General features: G+C 72.7%; 16 protein-coding genes and 1 pseudogene. 13 read left to right on the top strand and 4 right to left on the bottom strand.

Going from position 1 to position 19,987, the window contains the following annotated elements:
* Positions 1-20: 20 nt before the first annotated feature.
* A complete protein-coding gene (locus ACQY0Z_RS05535; protein WP_439811910.1) occupies positions 21-2,453 on the bottom strand; it encodes a bifunctional SulP family inorganic anion transporter/carbonic anhydrase in 2,433 nt (810 codons plus the stop codon).
* Between the two features lie 400 nt (positions 2,454-2,853).
* On the opposite strand from ACQY0Z_RS05535, the gene ACQY0Z_RS05530 reads away from it, so the two are divergent.
* Positions 2,854-4,110, top strand: coding sequence for a hypothetical protein (locus ACQY0Z_RS05530; protein WP_189897509.1), 1,257 nt, complete (start codon positions 2,854-2,856; stop codon positions 4,108-4,110).
* Positions 4,111-4,113: 3 nt separating this feature from the next.
* Here ACQY0Z_RS05530 and ACQY0Z_RS05525 read toward each other — a convergent pair whose 3' ends face one another.
* Complete coding sequence (locus ACQY0Z_RS05525; protein WP_347225877.1) at positions 4,114-5,094, bottom strand: nucleotide-binding protein; 981 nt, start codon at positions 5,092-5,094, stop codon at positions 4,114-4,116.
* A gap of 101 nt (positions 5,095-5,195) precedes the next feature.
* On the opposite strand from ACQY0Z_RS05525, the gene ACQY0Z_RS05520 reads away from it, so the two are divergent.
* A complete protein-coding gene (locus ACQY0Z_RS05520) occupies positions 5,196-6,020 on the top strand; it encodes an oxidoreductase (protein WP_189897505.1) in 825 nt (274 codons plus the stop codon).
* 408 nt (positions 6,021-6,428) lie between these two features.
* On the opposite strand, the gene ACQY0Z_RS05515 is transcribed toward ACQY0Z_RS05520, so the two are convergent.
* The gene (locus tag ACQY0Z_RS05515; RefSeq protein ID WP_189897504.1) at positions 6,429-7,262 is read right to left on the bottom strand and encodes an HAD family hydrolase; all 834 of its coding nucleotides are present in this window, start codon (positions 7,260-7,262) and stop codon (positions 6,429-6,431) included.
* A gap of 633 nt (positions 7,263-7,895) precedes the next feature.
* Here ACQY0Z_RS05515 and ssd point away from each other — a divergent pair.
* From ssd to ACQY0Z_RS05480, 7 genes and pseudogenes are all read left to right on the top strand, one after another.
* On the top strand, positions 7,896-8,996 hold the full coding sequence (gene ssd, locus ACQY0Z_RS05510; RefSeq protein WP_189897503.1) for a septum site-determining protein Ssd: 1,101 nt from the start codon (positions 7,896-7,898) through the stop codon (positions 8,994-8,996).
* Positions 8,993-10,210: a TadA family conjugal transfer-associated ATPase gene (locus ACQY0Z_RS05505; RefSeq protein WP_189897501.1), complete on the top strand. Its 1,218-nt coding sequence runs from the start codon at positions 8,993-8,995 to the stop codon at positions 10,208-10,210. The genes ssd and ACQY0Z_RS05505 overlap by 4 nt, the downstream gene beginning before the upstream one ends.
* Positions 10,207-11,076, top strand: a complete 870-nt coding sequence (locus ACQY0Z_RS05500; protein ID WP_439811909.1) for a type II secretion system F family protein — start codon at positions 10,207-10,209, stop codon at positions 11,074-11,076. The genes ACQY0Z_RS05505 and ACQY0Z_RS05500 overlap by 4 nt, the downstream gene beginning before the upstream one ends.
* The gene (locus ACQY0Z_RS05495; RefSeq protein WP_439811908.1) at positions 11,073-11,870 is read left to right on the top strand and encodes a type II secretion system F family protein; all 798 of its coding nucleotides are present in this window, start codon (positions 11,073-11,075) and stop codon (positions 11,868-11,870) included. Before ACQY0Z_RS05500 ends, ACQY0Z_RS05495 begins: the two co-directional genes overlap by 4 nt.
* Before the next feature lie 63 nt (positions 11,871-11,933).
* The gene (locus ACQY0Z_RS05490; protein WP_033274961.1) at positions 11,934-12,143 is read left to right on the top strand and encodes a DUF4244 domain-containing protein; all 210 of its coding nucleotides are present in this window, start codon (positions 11,934-11,936) and stop codon (positions 12,141-12,143) included.
* A complete protein-coding gene (locus tag ACQY0Z_RS05485; RefSeq protein WP_439811907.1) occupies positions 12,130-12,540 on the top strand; it encodes a TadE family type IV pilus minor pilin in 411 nt (136 codons plus the stop codon). Before ACQY0Z_RS05490 ends, ACQY0Z_RS05485 begins: the two co-directional genes overlap by 14 nt.
* Positions 12,537-12,919, top strand: a pseudogene (locus tag ACQY0Z_RS05480) (Rv3654c family TadE-like protein). Before ACQY0Z_RS05485 ends, ACQY0Z_RS05480 begins: the two are co-directional and overlap by 4 nt.
* On the opposite strand, the gene ACQY0Z_RS05475 reads toward ACQY0Z_RS05480, so the two are convergent.
* Positions 12,855-15,440 (bottom strand): DEAD/DEAH box helicase, encoded by a 2,586-nt coding sequence (locus ACQY0Z_RS05475; protein ID WP_439811906.1) that lies wholly within the window; start codon positions 15,438-15,440, stop codon positions 12,855-12,857. The pseudogene ACQY0Z_RS05480 and the gene ACQY0Z_RS05475 overlap by 65 nt on opposite strands.
* 79 nt (positions 15,441-15,519) lie before the next feature.
* Between ACQY0Z_RS05475 and bldG the strand changes: the two genes are divergently transcribed.
* The 4 genes from bldG (at position 15,520) to ACQY0Z_RS05455 (ending at position 19,916) form a co-directional block, all read left to right on the top strand.
* Positions 15,520-15,861, top strand: coding sequence for an anti-sigma factor antagonist BldG (gene bldG / locus ACQY0Z_RS05470; RefSeq protein WP_019527076.1), 342 nt, complete (start codon positions 15,520-15,522; stop codon positions 15,859-15,861).
* A 111-nt stretch (positions 15,862-15,972) separates the two neighbouring features.
* Positions 15,973-16,410, top strand: a complete 438-nt coding sequence (locus tag ACQY0Z_RS05465) for an ATP-binding protein (protein WP_189897492.1) — start codon at positions 15,973-15,975, stop codon at positions 16,408-16,410.
* 321 nt (positions 16,411-16,731) lie between these two features.
* On the top strand, positions 16,732-19,143 hold the full coding sequence (locus ACQY0Z_RS05460) for a sodium-translocating pyrophosphatase (protein WP_189897491.1): 2,412 nt from the start codon (positions 16,732-16,734) through the stop codon (positions 19,141-19,143).
* Between the two features lie 182 nt (positions 19,144-19,325).
* Positions 19,326-19,916 (top strand): small secreted protein, encoded by a 591-nt coding sequence (locus ACQY0Z_RS05455; RefSeq protein WP_189897489.1) that lies wholly within the window; start codon positions 19,326-19,328, stop codon positions 19,914-19,916.
* Positions 19,917-19,987 lie beyond the last annotated feature (71 nt).

The following is a 19,987-nucleotide window of genomic DNA, read 5'->3' as shown; positions in this document are numbered from 1 at the left end:
CTCTCACATCCGGGCGTGCGTCACACCGCCAGGTCCACGTCACGTACCCGGTCGAACACCCTTGTCTCCTCCTGCTCTGCGAGGAGATACGCCTGGGCCTCGCCCACGTGGAAGTACACCCCGTGCAGTTCGAGACTGCCGTCCTTCAGGGCGCGGGCGACCGACTCGTGGGCGCGCAGATGCTCCAGCTGCTGGACCACGTTGGTCAGGCTGAGCCGCTCGGCGTCGTCGGCGGGGGCGCGTCCGGCCAGCCGGGGTGCGGGCGCGCCGGGGTCGCGCAGCCGCTCCAGGCTCGGCCCGCCGTGCCGCAGCCAGCGCCCGAGCGGTGTGACCGCGGGGGAGCCGGGGCGGGAGTCGAGCAGGGCCTGCATGGCGCCGCATCCCGAGTGGCCGCACACCGTGATCGACCGCACCGCGAGCACGTCGACGGCGTACTCGATGGCGGCGGCCACCGAGTCGTCGCCGCTCTCCGCTCCCGGCGGCGGCACCAGATTGCCGACGTTGCGCACCACGAACAGGTCGCCGGGGCCGCTGGAGGTGATCATCGAGGTGACCACGCGGGAGTCGGCGCAGGTCAGGAACAGTTGCGACGGCCGCTGCCCCTCCCGCGCCAGCCGGGCCAGCTCGCCCCGCACCAGGGGGGCCGTGCGGCGCTGGAACGTGCTGAGCCCGCGGACGAGTTGACGGCTGCTCGGAGTGCGGCTGCGGGCGGGGGCGCTCGACGCCCGGTCGGTTCCTGGGGCCGCCTGGCCGTTCTCGGGCGTCTCGTCCGGCCGGGCCCCGGTGTCCGGGGCGGGGGAGGGGCGGTCGCACTGATGGTTGCGCCAGGCCGTCCAGGGGCGGCAGCGGCAGTCGCCGGTAGAGGGGACCCCGCTGGGCGTGGGCCCGGAGAGGGCGCCGGGTTCCGCGATCCGTACTCCGGTACGCCGGCCGGTGATCTTCACGGTGCCGCCGTGCGCGGTGTGCGTGGTCTGCCAGTCCTGCAGCGTCTCGTACGCCGCGTGGTCCATGAAGGACCCGTCCAGCGCCACCACCGCGTCGGCCCCCTGGGGCACGAGATGCAGCGCCCTGCTGAGCCGCGGCACCGCGAGGAACGTCAACTGCCCGCGTACGTGCACATGGTGGACGCCGTTCTCCTCCGCGTGGATGATCCGGGTCCGCGTGAGCCGGTGCAGGGCCACGCCCACGGCCACGGCGATGCCCAGCCCCACGCCCTCCAGCACCCCGAGGGAGATCACCCCGAGGGCGGTGACGGCGTAGACGAGGACCTCGCGATGTCGGGTCACCGTGCGGATGTGGTGCAGGGACACCATCCGGACGCCGACCGCCATGACCAGGGCGGCGAGGGAGGCGAGCGGGATCAGCTCCAGCAGCGGGACGAGCAGCAGCGCGGCCGCCAGGATCAGGGCGCCGTGCAGCATCGTGGCGTTCCGGCTGACGGCTCCCGCCTGGACGTTCGCCGTGCTGCGGACGGCGACACCGGCCACCGGCAGACCGCCGAGCGTGCCGGAGACGACGTTCGCCGCGCCCTGGCCGAGCATCTCGCGGTCCAGGTCGGAGCGGACGGCATGACCGGCGCCGGGGCGGGCGGCGGCCAGCTTGTCCACGGCCGTCGCGCCGAGCAGCGACTGCGCGCTGCACACCAACGCCGTGGTCAGCACGGCCGCGACGAGACCGAGCACCGGTCCTTCGGGCAGCCCGGCCAGCGCGTGGCTGCGCCACGACGGCAGGTCGACCACGGGCAGCACCAGTCCGGCCGCCGCGGCGACCGCGGTGGCCCCGGCCACGGCGACGAGGGCGGCCGGGGCCTTCCGCGCCAGGTGTCCGGCGCGGCCGGGCAGCCGGGGCCAGAGCAACAGGACGGCCAGGGTCAGCACGCTCACCGCGAGGGTGGCGGGGTCCAGGCGAGCCAACTGCCCGGGCAGGGCGCGGAGGTTGTCGGGCACGGAGCTCTGCGGCTCGCCCCCGAGGACGATGTGGACCTGGGCGACGGCGATGGTGACGCCGATGCCGGCGAGCATGCCGTGCACGATCGCGGGGGTCACGGCGAGGGCGGCGCGCGCCACGCGCAGACAGCCGAGCGCGAGCTGGGCGAGACCGGCGAGGACGGTGACGGCGCAGGTGGTGCGCCAGCCGTACTGGTGGATGAGGTCGGCCGTGACGACCGTGAGCCCCGCCGCCGGGCCGCTCACCTGGAGCGCGGAGCCGCCGAGCCGTCCGGCGACGATCCCGCCCACGGCCGCCGCGACCAGTCCGGCCTGGAGGGGCGCGCCGGAGGCGAGCGCGATGCCGAGGGACAGGGGGAGGGCGATGAGGAACACCGCGACGGCGGCCGGGAGATCGGCGCCCTCGACGCGGAAGCGCCGGGGTCGGCCGGGCGGCGGGCTGTGCGGGGGATGGGCTCGCTCGGTGTGCGCCGGCTCGGCGGCGTCGGCGGGGACGCAGGCTGACATGGACTCCTGTCTCCTTCGGGTGTGCGCGGTCGCGAGGGTGTGCGCGGTCGCGTGACGGTCGGGCCCGCTCGGTCCCAGCGGTCGGTCGCTGCCGTAGGGCACGGCCCGGACGGCGGGGGGACGGACGGCGGGACGAACAACGGGGCCAACAAGGGGGCGAACGAGGGGTCGCGGCGACGCTCAGTAAACAGATCGTAATTGCGAGTAAAGGACCGGCATAGACTTTCCGGGCAAATGGCGGCAGTCATCACTCTGAAGGGTGAAGTGGCCATTTCATCGGCTTGTCGTATTAATTCACTTCTTTCTTCCGTGCGACGTTGACGGCGCGGTCGGCATGGACCGGCCCAGACCGCACAACGCCTCATCGAGCTCGGCCCGAGAGAAGGAAGAAGGTGGGCGAATGGCCGCCACCCACAGGATCGCCACGGGCACCGTGATCTCCGCGGTCTGCCTCTCCGCGCTCGCCGGCTGCGGAACCGGCGGGGACGGGCCTGAAAAGGAGAAGGCACAGCCTGCCCCCGCGCCCAAGAACGTCGTCAGGCTGATCGGCGACGGCTCCACCGCCTACACCGGGGCCCAGCCGCACCTGCCGAAGCCGAAGCGGCTGAAGCCCGGCGAGAAGCCTCCGCAGTTCGTGGTGTTCTCCTGGGACGGCGCGGGCGAGGACAGCCAGAAGCTTTTCTCCCACTTCCGCAAGGTCGCCAAGGAGAACGACGCGACCATGACGTACTTCCTCAGCGGCGTGTATCTCCTGCCGGAGGAGAAGCGCGACCTGTACCACCCGCCGCAGCACTCGCCGGGCCGCTCCGACATCGGCTTCAACGACCGGCAGGGCATCGCCGACACCGTGGAGCAGCTGCGGCTGGCCTGGCTGGAGGGCAACGAGATCGGGACCCACTTCAACGGCCACTTCTGCGGCGGCGACGGCGGGGTCGGCGAGTGGTCGGTGGAGGAGTGGAAGGAGGAGATCGCCCAGGCCAAGCAGTTCGTGAAGACCTGGAAGACCAACGCCGGGATGAAGAACGAGGCCCCGCTGCCCTTCGACTACGACAAGGAGCTCGTCGGGGCCCGCACACCCTGCCTGGAAGGGCAGAAGAACTTCATGAAGGCCGCCCGGGACCTGGGCTTCCGCTACGACACCAGCGGCGTCAACAACCAGGTGTGGCCCGAGAAGAAGTCCGGGCTGTGGGACCTGTCGCTGCAGCTCGTGCCCTTCCCCGGGCACTCCTTCGAGCAGCTCACCATGGATTACAACTTCATGGTCAACCAGTCCGGCACCACCACCCAGGGCGACCCCGGCAAGCACGAGATGTGGGGCGACCAGATGCGGGACGGTCTGCTCCAGGGCTTCCAACGCGCCTACAACGGCAACAGGGCGCCCCTGATCATCGGCAACCACTTCGAGTCCTGGAACGGCGGCACCTACATGCGCGCCGTCGAGGAGGTCGTCGAGGAGGTGTGCACCAAGTCCGACGTGCGGTGCGTCTCCTTCCGCCAGCTGGTGGACTGGCTGGACGCACAGGACCCGGCGACCCTGGAGAAGCTGCGCTCGCTGGACGTCGGCGAGGCCCCGGAGAAGGGCTGGAAGGCCTTCCTGGCCTCCGGCCCCGCCCCGGCCCCCAAGGGCGCGCCGGGTTCCCCCGCGCCGAAGGGGTGAGGTTCAGGCCGAGGCGGTGACGCTCTCGCCGAGCACGAAACCGGGGTCGACCTGCGCCGCCAGGTCCGCCCCGGTGCGCTCGTTGCCCCACGACTGGGCGTTCTTGAGGTGGAAGTGCACCATCTGGCGCGTGTACCGCTCCCAGTCGCGCCGCTCGTACGTGGCGTCGGCGGCCTCGCGCAGCGTGCGCAGGGCGAGCCGGTTGGACTCCTCCAGCGCGGCGAAGCGGGGCGGGCGGCCCTTCTCCATGGCGCGCACCCAGTCCGAGTGGCCCACCGTCACCAGCAGGTCCTCCCCCACCTCCGCGCGGAGGAAGTCCAGGTCGTCCGGTCCCTGCACCTTGTTGCCGACGACCCTCAGCGCCACGCCGAAGTCGCGGGCGTACTCCTTGTACTGGCGGTAGACGGAGACGCCCTTCCTGGTCGGCTCGGCGACCAGGAACGTCATGTCGAAGCGGGTGAACATACCGGACGCGAAGGAGTCCGAGCCGGCCGTCATGTCCACCACGACGTACTCGCCGGGCCCGTCCACCAGGTGGTTCAGGCAGAGCTCCACGGCCCCCGTCTTGGAGTGGTAGCAGGCCACCCCCAGGTCGGCGTCGGTGAAGGGGCCGGTGACCATCAGGCGGACCGCGCCGCCGTCCAGCTCCACCGGGCGCGCGCAGGCGTCGTAGACCGGGTTGTCCTCCTGGACCCGCAGCAGCCGGGAGCCCTCGCCGGGCGGGGTCGTCTTGATCATCGTGTCGGCGGACGCGATCCGCGGGTTGCTGCCGCGCAGGTGGTCCTTGATGAGCCGGAGGTGCTCGCCCATCGCGGGCAGGGCGGCGGCCTCGGACTCGTCCAGGCCCAGCGCGGCCCCGAGGTGCTGGTTGATGTCGGCGTCCACGGCGACGACCGGGGCGCCCTCGGCCGCGAGATGACGGATGAACAGGGAGGACAGGGTCGTCTTTCCGCTCCCGCCCTTCCCAACGAAAGCAATTTTCATGTTCACGAAGCGTAGTGGGTAAGTAGCTGTAGGTCACAGCGGGGCGTGAAGAAGACCACTCCATCGTGGGGCGGGCGTCCGGGGTGCGTAGGGTCGTACTCATGAGTACGACGGGCGCGACCGCCGATCCCCTCGCGGCCCTGGGCAACCTGCCCGGTGTGGCCGACTCCGTGGAGTCCGTACGCAAGGCCGTGGACCGGGTCTACGGGCACCGGGTCATGCGGCGGCGCAGCAACGAGATCACCTCCGAGGCGGCCCTGCGCGGCGCCCGCGGTTCGGCGGCGCTGTCCGGCGCGGACTGGGCTCTTGAGGAGGTGCGGCGGCGCAGCGACTTCAGCGGTGACGACGAGGCGCGCACCATGGGTGCGGCGCTGCGGCTGACGGCCGAGGCGGGTCAGCTGCTGTCGATCTGGCGGCAGTCGCCGCTGCGGGTGCTGGCGCGCCTGCACCTGGTCGCCGCGGCCGACAAGGCCGAGCACGTGGGCCGGCCCCGCCAGGCGGGCGAGCCGGTCGACGAGCCCCTGGTCGACCTGCCCCTGCCGGGCGCCGACGAGATGCACGGCCGCCTGGAGGGCCTGGCCGAGATCGTCATCGCGGGCGGTTCCGCGCCGGCGCTGGTGACGGCCGCCGTGGTGCACGGCGAGCTCCTCGCGCTGCGTCCCTTCACGTCCCACAACGGCCTGGTCGCGCGCACGGCCGAGCGGATCGTCCTGGTCGGCAGCGGCCTCGACCCCAAGTCGGTGTGCCCCGCCGAGGTCGGCCACGCCGAGCTGGGTCAGGACGCCTACCGGGAGGCGCTGCGGGGCTATGTGTCCGGCACGCCGGAGGGCATGGCCGCCTGGATCGCCCACTGCGGGAAGGCCGTGGCGCTGGGCGCGCGCGAGTCCACGGCGGTGTGCGAGGCGCTGCAGCGCGGAGCCGCCTGACCGGCCGGGAGGTCACGCGGACCGGGGCGGAGGGGCCCCGCGCGAGAATGCGGCGGTACGAATGCTCGTACCGCCGCTGGCATGTCCACCGCGTTACCAAGCGTCCTCGATATGTGCCCATCAGGCCGGGGACTTTGCCCGGCCTGGTGCGGCTGGCCCGTAATCGACGGGTCGACGTCGCGTGGGTGCGCGGTCACCATGCGCGGTCCGTGGGGCCTAAAGCGTTCTGAAGGTCGTCCTCTCGGACGTCCTTGGTCTCGCGGGCCGTCACCTCCTTTGTACTCCGGCATCACGGAGGAGGGAAGTCCTGCCCGCGTTCCTTTACTTTTTGGTTCAAACAAGCAGTAAACGGACTCCGAAATGGCGAACGCGTCCCGGACGGGGACGCGCGGCGAAGGAAAAGTACGTTCAGGCAACCGTTGAGCGGCGCCGGCTGGCGTACCAGACAAGGCCCGCGGTGGCCGCCGCCGCGCCTATCGCGGCCGCCGCGACAAGGGCGGGACGCGGCGGAACGGAGAACGCCGGGAAACGCTGCTTCAGCCGCACCGGACGGTGGAAATCGAGGATCGGCCACTCGCGCGCCAGCGCTTCCCGGCGCAGCGCGCGGTCCGGGTTCACGGCGTGCGGATGCCCGACGGACTCCAGCATCGGGATGTCGGTCACCGAGTCGCTGTACGCGTAGCAGCGGGCCAGGTCGTAGCCCTCGGACTCGGCCAGCTCCCGGACCGCCTCCGCCTTGGTCGGGCCGTACGCGTAGTACTCGACCTCGCCGGTGAAACAGCCGTCGTCGCCCACCACCATGCGGGTGGCCACGACCCGGTCCGCGCCCAGCAGCTCGCCGATCGGCTCGACCACCTCGGCGCCCGAGGTGGACACGATGACCACGTCACGGCCGGCGGTGTGGTGCTCCTCGATGAGGGTGGCGGCCTCGTCGTAGATGATCGGGTCGATCAGGTCGTGCAGGGTCTCGGCGACGATCTCCTTGACCTGCTGGACGTTCCACCCGCGGCACAGCGCGGACAGGTACTTCCGCATCCGTTCCATCTGGTCGTGGTCCGCGCCGCCGGCGAGGAACACGAACTGGGAGTACGCGGTCCGCAGGACGGCCCTGCGGTTGATCAGACCGCCTTGGTAGAAGGACTTGCTGAAGGTGAGTGTGCTCGACTTCGCAATGACCGTCTTGTCCAGGTCGAAGAAGGCGGCTGTGCGGGGCGACAAGTGGTTTTCCACGTCCTTGAGCATAGGCGCAGCCCATTCGGCGTAGCGTGTGGCGCGTGGGTTTGCCTGAGAGGGCCCTCGGGTACACCATGGAAGTCACGGATCGTTCGCGACCGTGTCTAACCCGGTCCGACTCCTCCCCCCCCCGAGTCGGCCGTGGGGACGACCCCCGCTCTCCCCCCCGGCGGGGGTCGTCGCACGTCCGGACGCATTTTCCGCCGCTTTCTCCCCTTCTTCCTCTTGTGCGGGTTCCCCTGAGGAATTGATGGTCATGTGCGTGACCGGTGACCGTGGGTAGCGGCCGGACTGCTCTGCGGTTGTCGCGCAGAAGCGGTCGGACTGCTCTGCTGTTGTCGCACAGAAGCTGTGGACGGGCTCCCGGTATGCAGGCCCGCCTCACCGGTACGGGTGACCGCGATATTCACAGGCATCGCCCCGTCCACAGTTTTCCCCCAAGATCCACACGATTTCCGGGACCGCTGCACTGTCATTCCCACGCGTCCCGCTCGCCGCGGTTTCACACCCGCTTCCGTCGTGCCGGGATGCCGCCCGGCCGGTTCTCTCCGGCCGGTCCGCGGGAGGCCGCAGCGCGGTCCTCCCTCACCTGGAATCGGCGTGGCCCGACGGCCGCGCGAGATAGGGAGCACTGGGGACGACATGACCGGAACCGTCACGCACGACCCGCCGCCCGGAGGGAACCGCCCGGGCGCACCGCTGATCGTCACCGAGGACACGGCACTCCTCGACGACCTGCTGCGCCTGTGCGCGGCCGCCGGCGCCACACCCGAGGTCCACCACGGACTGCCCGGACCGCGCGGCAGCTGGGAGGCGGCGCCCCTGGTCCTGGTCGGTGACGACGCCGCCCGGCGGGCCCGCGGCGCGCCCCGCAGACAGGGGGTGGTGCTGGTCGGCCGCGACCAGGACGACCCCGGCGTCTGGCGGCGGGCCGTCGAGATCGGCGCCGACCACGTGCTGATGCTGCCCGACGGCGAGCAGTGGCTCGTCGACCGCATCGCCGACGTCGCCGAAGGCGTCGGACGGCCCGCGCTGACCGTCGGCGTCATCGGCGGCCGTGGCGGGGCGGGCGCCTCCACCCTGGCGTGCGCGCTCGCCGTCACCTCAGCCCGCGAGGGACTGCGCACACTCCTCGTGGATGCCGACCCGCTGGGCGGCGGACTGGACGTGGCGCTCGGCGGCGAGACGGCCAAGGGGCTGCGCTGGCCCGCCTTCGCCTCGTCGCACGGCCGGGTCGGCGGCGGGGCCCTGGAGGAGTCGCTGCCCGAGCTGCACTCCCTGCGGGTGCTCAGCTGGGACCGCGGCGACTGCCTCTCGGTGCCGCCCCGGGCCGTGCGCGCGGTCCTCGCCGCCGCCCGGCGCGGCGGCGGAGCGGTCGTGGTCGACCTGCCACGACGCGTGGACGAGGGCGTCGCGGAGGTCCTCGCCCAGCTCGACCTGGCGCTCCTCGTGGTCCCCGCCGAGCTGCGCGCCGTCGCGGCGGCCGGCCGCGTCGCCTCCGCCGTGGGCATGGTCCTGCGCGACCTGCGCGTCGCCGTCCGCGGGCCGTACGCACCCGGCCTGGACGACCACGAGGTGGCCCGGCTCCTCGGCCTGCCCCTCGTCGGGGACGTGCCCGTCGAGCCCGCCCTCCAGCGCCCGTACGGCACGGGCCGGCCGCCCGGAGTGACCGGACGGGGCCCGCTGGCCCGCTTCTGCCGGGAGTTCTGGGAGCGCGCGCTGGTGGAGGCGAGGGCGGCATGAGCGGCACGGAGACGACCGGGGCGGGGATGCCGCCCGGGCTGCTGGACGGGGTGCGGCGGTGGCTGGCCGACAGCGGCGCCGAGCCGACGCCCGCACGGGTGGCGCAGGCCCTGCGCGAACAGGGCCGGGTGCTCGGCGACGCGGAAGTGCTCGGCGCGGCCGAGCAGTTGCGGTCCGAACTGGTCGGCAGCGGACCGCTGGAGCGGCTGCTCTCCGACCCGACCGTGACCGACGTGCTGGTGTCGGCGCCGGACCGGGTCTGGGTGGACCGCGGCGGCGGCCTGACGCTCACCTCGGTCTCCTTCCCCGACGAGCCGTCCGTACGGCGCCTGGCGCAGCGGCTCGCCGCGGTGGCCGGACGGCGCCTGGACGACGCGCGTCCCTGGGTGGACGCACGCCTCCCCGACGGCACCCGGCTGCACGCGGTGCTGCCGCCCGTCGCGGTGGGCGGCACCTGCCTGTCCCTGCGGGTCGTACGGCCGCGGGCCTTCACCCTCGACGAACTCGTGGCGGCCGGGACGGTGCCGCCGGGCGGTGACCGGGTGCTGCGGGCGCTGATGGACGCGCGGCTGTCGTTCCTGGTCAGCGGCGGCACGGGCACCGGCAAGACGACCCTGCTCAGCGCCCTGCTGGGGCTGGTCGGGCCGGACGAGCGGATCGTGCTGGCGGAGGACTCGGCCGAGCTGCGTCCCGACCACCCCCACGTCGTACGGCTGGAGACCCGGCCCGCCAACCAGGAGGGCGCGGGACTGGTGACCCTGGAGGACCTGGTGCGCCAGGCCCTGCGGATGAGGCCGGACCGGCTCGTCGTGGGCGAGGTGCGCGGGCCCGAGGTGGTGCATCTGCTCGCCGCCCTCAACACGGGACATGAGGGCGGCTCCGGCACCGTCCACGCCAACGCGGCGAGCGACGTCCCCGCCCGGCTGGAGGCGCTGGGCACGGCGGCGGGCCTCGACCGGTTCGCCCTCCACAGCCAGCTCGCGGCCGCCCTGTCGGTGGTGCTGCACCTGGTGCGGGACCGCAGCGGCAGACGGCGGATCGCCGAGGTGCACGTCCTGGAGCGGGACCCCTCGGGGCTGGTGCGGACGGCGCCGGCGCTGCGATGGGGACCGGAGACCTTCGTCGCCGAGCCCGCCTGGCCGCGCCTGCGGCACCTGCTGCGCGCCGCGCGGGACGAGGAGACCCGAACCGTGCGAGAGGCGGTCCGGGCATGAGCGGGGCGACCGGGACGACGGTGGGCGCGGCGGTGGCGTGCCTGGGGACGGCGGCGTGGGTGCTGGGCGGCGCCGGACACGGGGAGGTGAGGCGGGCGCGGGCGCTCGCAGGGGACGAGCGGGAGTCGGTGGGACGGCCGCATCTCGTCCTGCGGGCGGCGGACCGGCTTCGGGGGCGACTTCGCGTCGAGTGGGCGTCGTTGGCCGTCGGGTTGGTGCTGGCGGTGCTCGGGGCGTCGGTGCTGCCGGTCGTCGCGGGGGCGGCCGGGGTGCCAGTGCTGCGGAAGGTGCGGCGGGCGGCCGCGGCACGGAAGGAGCGGGACGGTCGTGCGGACGCGGTGGTCGCGCTGTGCGGGGCGCTCGCCGGGGAGTTGCGGGCGGGACGGCAGCCGGGCGAGGCGCTGTTGCCGGCCGCCCGGGACTCCGGAGGGTTCGGTGACATGCAGGCGGCCGTGCTGGCGGCGGCGCGGTTCGGCGGTGACGTGCCGGACGCGCTCGCGGTGGCGGCCCGGCAGCCCGGCGCCGAGGGACTGCGCGGACTCGCCGCGTGCTGGCGGGTGGCGGTGGACCAGGGCGCGGGACTCGCGGACGGCCTCGACCGGCTGGAGGCGGCCCTGCGCGCCGAGCGGGACCAGCGGGCCGACCTGCGCGCCCAGTTGTCCGGAGCCCGCACCACGGCGGTGATGCTCGCGGGGCTCCCGGTGGTGGGGCTGGCGCTGGGCGCGGCCCTGGGCGCCGATCCGCTGCACGTCCTGCTGCACACGCCGTCGGGGTCGGTCTGTCTGGCGGCCGGCGGGGTGCTGGAGGGGCTGGGCCTGTGGTGGGCGCTGCGGATCATGCGGGGTGCCGAGGAGGCGGCGGCATGAGCGGCGACGTCGTCCACAGGCTGGGGACGGTCGCGGGGATCGCCGCCGTGCTCGTCGGGGCGTGGGCCTGGTGGCTCCGGCTCCGGGGCGAGCGGCGGACCCGGCGGAGACTCGACGCGCTCGCGGGCCGGGAACGGCGAAGAACGGGTGCGCGCCTTCCGCTGCTCAGGGCCGCGCGCGGGCGGCTGCCGTACGTGGCGGTCGTGGGCGCCGGGTGGGTGACGGTCGGCGGACTCGGCGGTGTGGGGCTGGGACTGGTCCTGGCGGCGGGTCTGTGGCAGTGGCACCGGCGGCAGACGCGGGCAGCCAGTGAGGCGATCGCCCCCGACACGGCTCATGACACGGCTCTGGCGACACGCCAACTCCCGCTCGCCGCCGACTTGCTGTCCGCCTGCATCACGGCGGGTGCCGGACCGGTACCGGCGGCGCAGGCCGTCGGGGAGACCCTCGGCGGACCGGTCGGGGACGCCCTGGCGCGGGGCGCCGCGGAGGTGCGGCTCGGCGGGGAGCCGGGGGAGGCGTGGCGCCGGCTGGCCGCCGCGCCCGGTGCGGTTCCGCTGGCCCGGTTGCTGGAGCGGGCCGATGTGTCAGGCCTCCCGCTTGCCGCACCGGTGGGGCGGCTTGCCGCCGAGGCGCGGGCGGAGTGGTCGCGCTCGGCGACCGCGCGGGCCCGGCGGGCGGCGGTCCTGATCAGCGCGCCGGTGGGGCTGTGCTTCCTGCCCGCCTTCATCGCCGTCGGCGTCCTGCCCGTGGTGATCGGGCTCGCGGGCGGGGTGCTGGGAGGGGGTGGGTGAGAGGGAGCGGCGGACGACGGCAGCGGACGACGAACAACTGACGCGAAACGTATGGAGGCTGGGATGTATCAGGTGGTGCGGGCGCGGCTGCGTGCCCTGACGGCGAGGGTGCGCGGGGCGCGGAGGGACGCCGGGATGGTGACCTCGGAGTACGCCATGGGGATCGTGGCGGCGGTGGCGTTCGCCGTGGTGCTCTACCGGGTGGTCAACAGCGGTCCGGTCAGCACGGCCCTGCGGAACATCGTGCAGCAGGCCCTCGATGGCCGGATGTGACGGGGGGCGCGGCAGATGGCGCGGCAGACGATGCGAGAGGTGGTGCGACCGAGGGTTCGTGACGGCGGAGGCGGCGTTGGTGCTGCCCGTGCTGGTGCTGTTCGTGACGGCGCTGGTGTGGGGGCTGATGGTGGTGGCCGCGCAGATCCTGTGCGTGGACGCGGCACGAGCAGGGGCCCGGGCGGCGGCTCGGCAGGATTCGCCGGACGCGGTGGTCGAGGTGACCCGGGAGGCCGCGCCGGCCGGTGCGCGGGTCACCGTCAGCCGGGACGCCGAGCAGGTCCGGGTGACCGTCGTGGCCCGGGCGCCGATGCTGCGGGCGCTGCCCTTCGAGCTGAGGGAGGAAGCCGTGGCGGCGGTCGAGGAGACGGTGGTGGCCGTGGACGCGGGGAGGTGAAGGAGGCCTCGCGGAGTCCGGCCGACCGGGGCTCCGCCTCCGTCTGGTGCGTCGGCGCGGTCGCCGTGCTGTGCGTGGTGTTCGGGGTGGTGCTGGCCCTGGGGCATGCCGTGGTGGTCCGGCACCGGGCGGCGGGAGGCGCGGACCTCGCGGCGCTCGCCGCCGCCGACCACTGGGCGGGGGTGCGGCGGAGGCGTGTGCGCGGGCGGACCGGGTGGCCCGGGCCCAGGACGCGCGGCTGGTGCGGTGCGTGATGACCGGCGAGGTGTCGGACGTGTCGGTGGCGTCCGGCGGGGGGCCGTTCGCCGCGGAGGTCAGGGCCCGGGCGGGACCTGCGGGTCGGGTGCGGGTGCCGCCGGCCCCTCGGGCGACGGGCTGAGCCGGTCGCCGGCCCTCTCGGAAGCCCCCGCTTCCGAGGCCTTCTCCGCCGTCTCCTCGACCGCCTTCTCCTCACCCGCCCCCTCCAGCAGCACGTCCAGCAGCCGCACGGCCCCCCGCTTGTGCAAGGGGTCGTTGCCGTTGCCGCACTTGGGGGACTGGATGCAGGAGGGGCAGCCGGCCTCGCACTCGCAGGAGGCGATGGCCTGGCGGGTGGCGGTGAGCCAGGAGCGGGCGGTGTGGAAGGCGCGTTCGGCGAAGCCCGCGCCGCCCGGGTGGCCGTCGTAGACGAAGACCGTGGGCAGCAGGGTGTCGGGGTGCAGCGGGATCGAGACGCCGCCGATGTCCCAGCGGTCGCAGGTGGCGAACAGCGGCAGCATGCCGATCGACGCGTGCTCGGCCGCGTGGAGGGCGCCGCCGAGGATCTCCGGGTTGATGCGGGCCCGGTCCAGCTGGTCCTCGGTGACCGTCCACCACACGGCGCGGGTGCGCAGCGTACGAGGAGGGAGGTCGAGTTTGGTCTCGCCGAGCACTTCGCCGGTGATGACCCGCCGCCGGAGGTAGGAGACGACCTGGTTGGTGACCTCGACGGAGCCGAAGCAGAGGCGTCCGTCGCCCCAGGGGATCTCGGTGTCCGTCTCCAGGACGGAGACGGACGTCGTGTCCCGGGCCACCGTCGTGTAGGACGGGCTGGCCTGCTCGACCAGGGCGACGGAGTCCTCCAGGTCGAGGGAGCGGACGACGTAGGTGCGGCCCTGGTGCAGATGGACCGCGCCCTCGTGGACGCTGGTGTGCGCGGCGCCCGCGTCGACCGTGCCCAGCAGCCGGCCCGTCCCTGCCTCGACGACCTGGACGGGGCGTCCGCCCTCCCCGCGGATGTCGGTGAGGTCGGCGGCCCGCTCGCGGCGCGTCCAGTGCCAGGCCCGCGTCCGGCGGCGCAGCAGCTTCGCGGCCTCCAGTTGCGGCAGCAGCTCCTCGGTGGTGGGGCCGAAGAGGGCGAGGTCGTCCTCGGTGAGGGGCAGTTCCTCGGCGGCCGCGCACAGGTGCGGGGCGAGGACGTACGGGTTGTCGGGGTCGAGGACGGTCGACTCGACGGGGCGGTCGAAGAGCGCCTCCGGGTGGTGGACGAGGAAGGTGTCCAGCGGGTCGTCGCGGGCCACGAGCACCGCGAGCGCGCCCTGCCCGGAGCGTCCCGCGCGGCCGGCCTGCTGCCACAGGGAGGCGCGGGTGCCCGGGTAGCCGGCGATGACCACGGCGTCCAGGCCGGAGACGTCCATGCCGAGTTCGAGGGCGTTGGTGGCGGCGAGGCCGAGGAGTTCGCCGGAGTGCAGGGCGCGTTCCAGGGCGCGGCGCTCCTCGGGGAGGTAGCCGCCCCGGTAGGCGGCGACCCGCGGGGGCAGGGCGCGGTCGACCTCGGCGAGGCGCTCCTTGGCGATCACGGAGATCAGCTCGGCGCCGCGCCGGGAGCGGACGAAGGCGACCGAGCGGACGCCCTGCACGGTGAGGTCGGTGAGGAGGTCGGCGGCCTCGGCGGTGGCGGTGCGGCGGACCGGGGCGCCCTTCTCGCCGTGCAGCTCGGTCAGCGGCGGCTCCCAGAGGGCGAACACCAGTTCACCGCGGGGTGAGGCGTCGTCCGCGACCTCGACCACGGGCAGGCCGGTGAGGCGGCGGGCGGCGACGGCCGGCTCGGCGGCGGTCGCCGAGGCCAGCAGGAACACCGGCGACGCGCCGTAGCGGGCGCACAGCCGCCGCAGCCGGCGCAGCACCTGGGCGACGTGCGAGCCGAACACGCCCCGGTAGGTGTGGCACTCGTCGATCACGACGTACTTGAGCGCCTTGAGGAAGGAGGACCAGCGGGGGTGGGACGGCAGGATGCCCCGGTGCAGCATGTCGGGGTTGGTCAGGACGTAGTTGGCGTACTGGCGGATCCATTCGCGTTCTTCGAACGGAGTGTCGCCGTCGTGGACCGCCGCGCGCACCGAATGGCCCAGTGGCTGTGAAAGTTCCTTCACGGATCGGCACTGGTCCGCGGCGAGGGCCTTGGTGGGGGCGAGGTAGAGGGCGGTGGCGCCCCTGCCGTTCGGCGCCTCGGCCCCGTCCAGCAGCGTGGACAGCACGGGCACGAGGTACGACAGGGACTTGCCGGATGCCGTGCCGGTGGCGACCACCACCGAGTCGCCGTCCAGGGCGTGCTCGGCGGCCCGCGCCTGGTGGGCCCAGGGGTGTTCGATTCCTGCGGCCTGGACGGCGGCGATCACTTCCGCGCGGATCCGGTCCGGCCAGACGGCATGCCGACCCGCACGCGGGGGCAAGTGCTCCGTATGAGTAATGCGCGAAGCCCGGCTCGGTCCGGACGCGAGCCGGTCCAGGACGTCGCCCGGCGCGGCGGTCCCGGATCGCGTGTCCGTCGGGGGTCGATCGGATCGGTGATTCTTGGCCATCGGCACCGAGTGTGTCACCGGCGTGACGGACAATGGGGCCAAGGCGTCGTGCACGCCTGCCGGTAAGTGATTGAATGCCATGGCGGCTGGCGAACCGTCCCGGGGGCTGAGCCGAGATGTCCCAAGGGCGACCGCTCGATAGCTAGGTGCTGGAGGATCCGTGGACCTGTCCCTGTCGACCGAGACCGTGGGCGATCGCACGATCGTCAGGGTCGGTGGCGAAATCGACGTATATACCGCGCCCAAGCTGCGCGAGCAGCTGGTCGAGCTGGTGAACGACGGCAATTTCCACCTTGTCGTCGACATGGAAGGTGTGGACTTCCTCGACTCCACCGGTCTCGGCGTGCTGGTCGGCGGCCTGAAGCGGGTGCGAGCCCACGAGGGCTCGCTGCGCCTGGTCTGCAACCAGGAGCGCATTCTGAAGATCTTCCGCATCACCGGCCTCACCAAGGTGTTCCCGATCCACACCTCGGTCGAGGAAGCGGTGGCGGCGACCGACTGACCACCCGCTCCCGGGCCGCCGTGCCCGGGCAGCACGAGAGACACCTAAGGGGGGCCAGGCGTTCGGCGGCCCGGCCCCTTCAGCGCACGCCCGTAGTCGCGAGGGGGATGCATGGCCACCGTCGAACTCCGCTTCAGCGCGCTGCCCGAGCACGTCCGGACCGCCCGGCTCGTGGCGGCGGCGGTGGCGCGCAGGGCCGGGGTGGACGAGGCCGTCCTCGACGAGGTGCGGCTCGCCGTCGGCGAGGCCTGCTCCCGCGCCGTCGGGCTGCACCAGCACGGCGGTATCTCGGCGCCCGTGCGGGTGCTGCTGACCGAGGAGGAGAAGCAGTTCTCCATCGAGGTCGGCGACGAGGCCCCGCACGCTCCCGTCCGTGCCCGCTCGGCGGACGAGGTGCTCGGTGACCCCGACGCGGAGTCCGAGGAGGACGAGATGGGCCTCGCGGTCATCAGCGGCCTCGTCGACGACGTCGAGGTCAGTGCCGGGGAGAACGGCGGATCGATCCGCATGAGGTGGCCGACCACGCCGCCGGCCGCGCAGTTCACCTGACCGGTTCACCCGTACGCCGACCGTTTTCCGAAGGGCCCCCTGCGTGGGGGCCCTTCGGCATGTGCGGGGTCCGGGGACCGCGCTTACAGTGGTTCCCAGCGGAAGATCGCGTGAATTCGTTCACGATCCTCCGCGCCCGGGAAAATGCGATCACGAGAATGCCCCGAAGGCATTACTGATTTTCGGCCGACCGGTCGCCGGAGATCAATGGTGAAGAGCGACTGCACGCCATTTACATTTCTCGCGGTCTGTTTAGATCAGGTTCCGGTACCTACAATCCCGTCCACATCTTGAGCTCAGCCCAAGCGTCAAGGAGGACGAATGGCGGGGCTTTCCATCTCATACGAGTCGGGCCAACCCACATCCCTCGCAGCCGCCGTGCTGACCGACGAGAACCGCGTGCTCGTGGTGACCATCGGCATCGTGGCCCTGGCGGCGCTGGCCGTCGCGGCAATCCTGGTACGCCAGGTGCTCGCGGCCGGCGAGGGCACCGACAGCATGAAGGAGATCGCGGCCGCGGTCCAGGAGGGCGCCAACGCCTATCTGGCCCGCCAGCTGCGCACGCTCGGCGTATTCGCCGTGATCGTTTTCTTCCTGCTCATGCTGCTGCCCGCGGACGACTGGAATCAGCGTGCCGGGCGATCGGTGTTCTTCTTGATCGGAGCGGCGTTCTCGGCGGCCACCGGCTATATCGGCATGTGGCTCGCGGTACGCAGCAATGTCCGGGTCGCAGCCGCGGCCCGGGAAGCCACTCCCGCCGAGGGTGAGCCGGAAAAGGATCTCACCACCGTTTCGCACAAGGCGATGAAGATCGCTTTCCGTACGGGCGGTGTGGTCGGCATGTTCACGGTGGGGCTGGGTCTGCTCGGCGCCGCCTGTGTCGTGCTGGTGTACGCGGCCGACGCGCCGAAGGTGCTCGAGGGCTTCGGCCTCGGGGCCGCGCTGATCGCGATGTTCATGCGCGTCGGCGGCGGCATCTTCACCAAGGCCGCCGACGTCGGCGCCGACCTGGTCGGCAAGGTCGAGCAGGGCATTCCGGAGGACGATCCGCGCAATGCCGCGACCATCGCCGACAACGTGGGCGACAACGTCGGCGACTGCGCGGGCATGGCGGCCGACCTCTTCGAGTCGTACGCCGTGACGCTGGTGGCCGCGCTGATCCTCGGGTCGGCGGCCTTCGGCAACGCGGGACTGGCGTTCCCGCTGCTGGTCCCCGCGATCGGTGTGATCACCGCGATGATCGGCATCTTCGCGGTGGCGCCCCGGCGCGCCGACCGCAGCGGCATGAGCGCGATCAACCGAGGGTTCTTCATCTCCGCGGTGATCTCGCTCGTCCTGGTCGCGATCGCCACGTTCGTCTACCTGCCGTCGTCGTACGCCGACCTCGACGGAGTGACCGACACGGCGGTGCTGGCCAAGAGCGGCGACCCGCGGGTCCTCGCGCTGGTCGCGGTGGCCATCGGCATCGTGCTCGCCGCGCTCATCCAGCAGCTCACCGGCTACTTCACCGAGACCACCCGGCGCCCCGTGCGAGACATCGGGAAGACCTCGCTGACCGGACCGGCCACCGTGGTCCTCGCCGGCATCTCCGTGGGGCTGGAATCGGCCGTTTACACCGCCCTGTTGATCGGCCTCGGCGTGTACGGGGCGTTCCTGCTGGGCGGCACGTCGATCATGCTGGCGCTGTTCGCGGTGGCGCTGGCCGGCACCGGTCTGCTCACCACGGTCGGCGTGATCGTCGCGATGGACACCTTCGGCCCGGTCTCCGACAACGCGCAGGGCATCGCCGAGATGTCCGGCGACGTCGAGGGCGCGGGCGCGCAGGTGCTCACCAACCTGGACGCGGTCGGCAACACCACCAAGGCCATCACCAAGGGCATCGCCATCGCCACGGCCGTGCTCGCGGCGTCGGCGCTGTTCGGCTCGTACCGGGACGCCATCACCACCGGCGCGCGGGAGGTGGGCGAACGGCTCAGCGGCGAGGGCGCGCCGCTGACCCTGATGATGGACATCTCGCAGCCCAACAACCTCGTCGGCCTGATCGCGGGCGCGGCGGTCGTCTTCCTCTTCTCGGGGCTGGCGATCAACGCGGTGTCGCGGTCGGCGGGTTCGGTGGTCTACGAGGTGCGGCGGCAGTTCCGCGAGAAGCCCGGGATCATGGACTACAGCGAGAAGCCGGAGTACGGCAAGGTCGTCGACATCTGCACCAAGGACGCCCTGCGGGAGCTCGCCACGCCCGGTCTGCTCGCGGTGACGGCGCCCATCTTCATCGGGTTCACGCTCGGTGTGGGCGCGCTCGGCGCGTTCCTCGCGGGCGCGATCGGCGCGGGCACGCTGATGGCGGTGTTCCTCGCCAACTCCGGCGGCGCGTGGGACAACGCCAAGAAGCTCGTCGAGGACGGCCACCACGGCGGCAAGGGCAGCGAGGCCCACGCGGCCACCGTCATCGGCGACACGGTCGGCGACCCGTTCAAGGACACCGCCGGTCCCGCGATCAACCCCCTGCTGAAGGTGATGAACCTGGTGGCGCTGCTCATCGCGCCCGCGGTCATCAAGTTCTCCTACGGCGCCGACAAGAGCGTCGGGATGCGGGTGCTGATCGCAGTCCTCTCGGCGCTGGTCATCATCGTCGCGGTGTACGTGTCCAAGCGGCGCGGGATCGCCGTGGACGACGACGAGGGAGGCGCGGAACCGGAGTCCAACTCGCCCGATCCGGCGGTGGTTTCCCGGTAGGGCACGCCGGACACCGGATCAAGGTGGGGGCGGGCGGCGCGGATTGACGCGCCGCCCGCCCGCACCGTTTCGCGCCCGTGACCCTTGTCTCGTCTGGTGCAAATGGCTGCAAAAGGTGTCATGCCGGATGTCCGACAAGTGGGTGTAGGCCATCCGGCGTGTATGTTCCGGGGCCGAAGGCCATGGAAGGGACCAATCCGGTGAACAAGAAGCTCGCGGCCGCGCTGTCCGGCGGTGCGGTACTGGTACTGGCGCTGACGGGATGCGGCGGCGACGACAGCGACGAGAAGCTGAACGCCTGGGCGAAGGAGGTCTGCGACGCCGTCCAGCCGCAGGCCGCCAAGATCAAGGCGGCCAACACCGCCATCCAGAAGGAGACCTCGGACAACAGCACGCCGCAGGCGGTCCAGGCGGCCGACTCGAAGGCCTTCCAGGACATGTCCGACGCCTACAAGGCCATCGGCGCCGCCGTGAACAAGGCCGGCGCGCCCGACGTCGAGAACGGCGAGCAGAAGCAGCAGGACGCCGTGAAGGAGCTCAACAGCATCTCCGCGTCCTACGCCACCCTGAAGAAGCAGGTCGACGGCCTCAACACCAAGGACCAGGCGGACTTCGCCGACGGTCTGAAGGACATCGCGGCCGAGCTGGACAAGCTGAGCAAGAGCGGCAGCGACGCCCTCAGCGCGCTGGAGGAGGGCGAGGTCGGCGAGGCCATGTCCCGTCAGGCCAGCTGCCGGACGGCCACGGCGTCGGCGGGCGCGACCAAGAGCTGATCCGCTCGCGCGGCGCGGGTGCGAGCACGAGCTGACACGGGCTCCCACCGGGCGCGACCAAGAGCTGACCG

Origin of the sequence: Streptomyces sp. P9-2, from assembly GCF_051903975.1 — a bacterium.
GTDB classification, from domain to species: domain Bacteria; phylum Actinomycetota; class Actinomycetes; order Streptomycetales; family Streptomycetaceae; genus Streptomyces; species Streptomyces cellulosae.
This window is presented reverse-complemented; position numbering and strand designations above follow the sequence as displayed.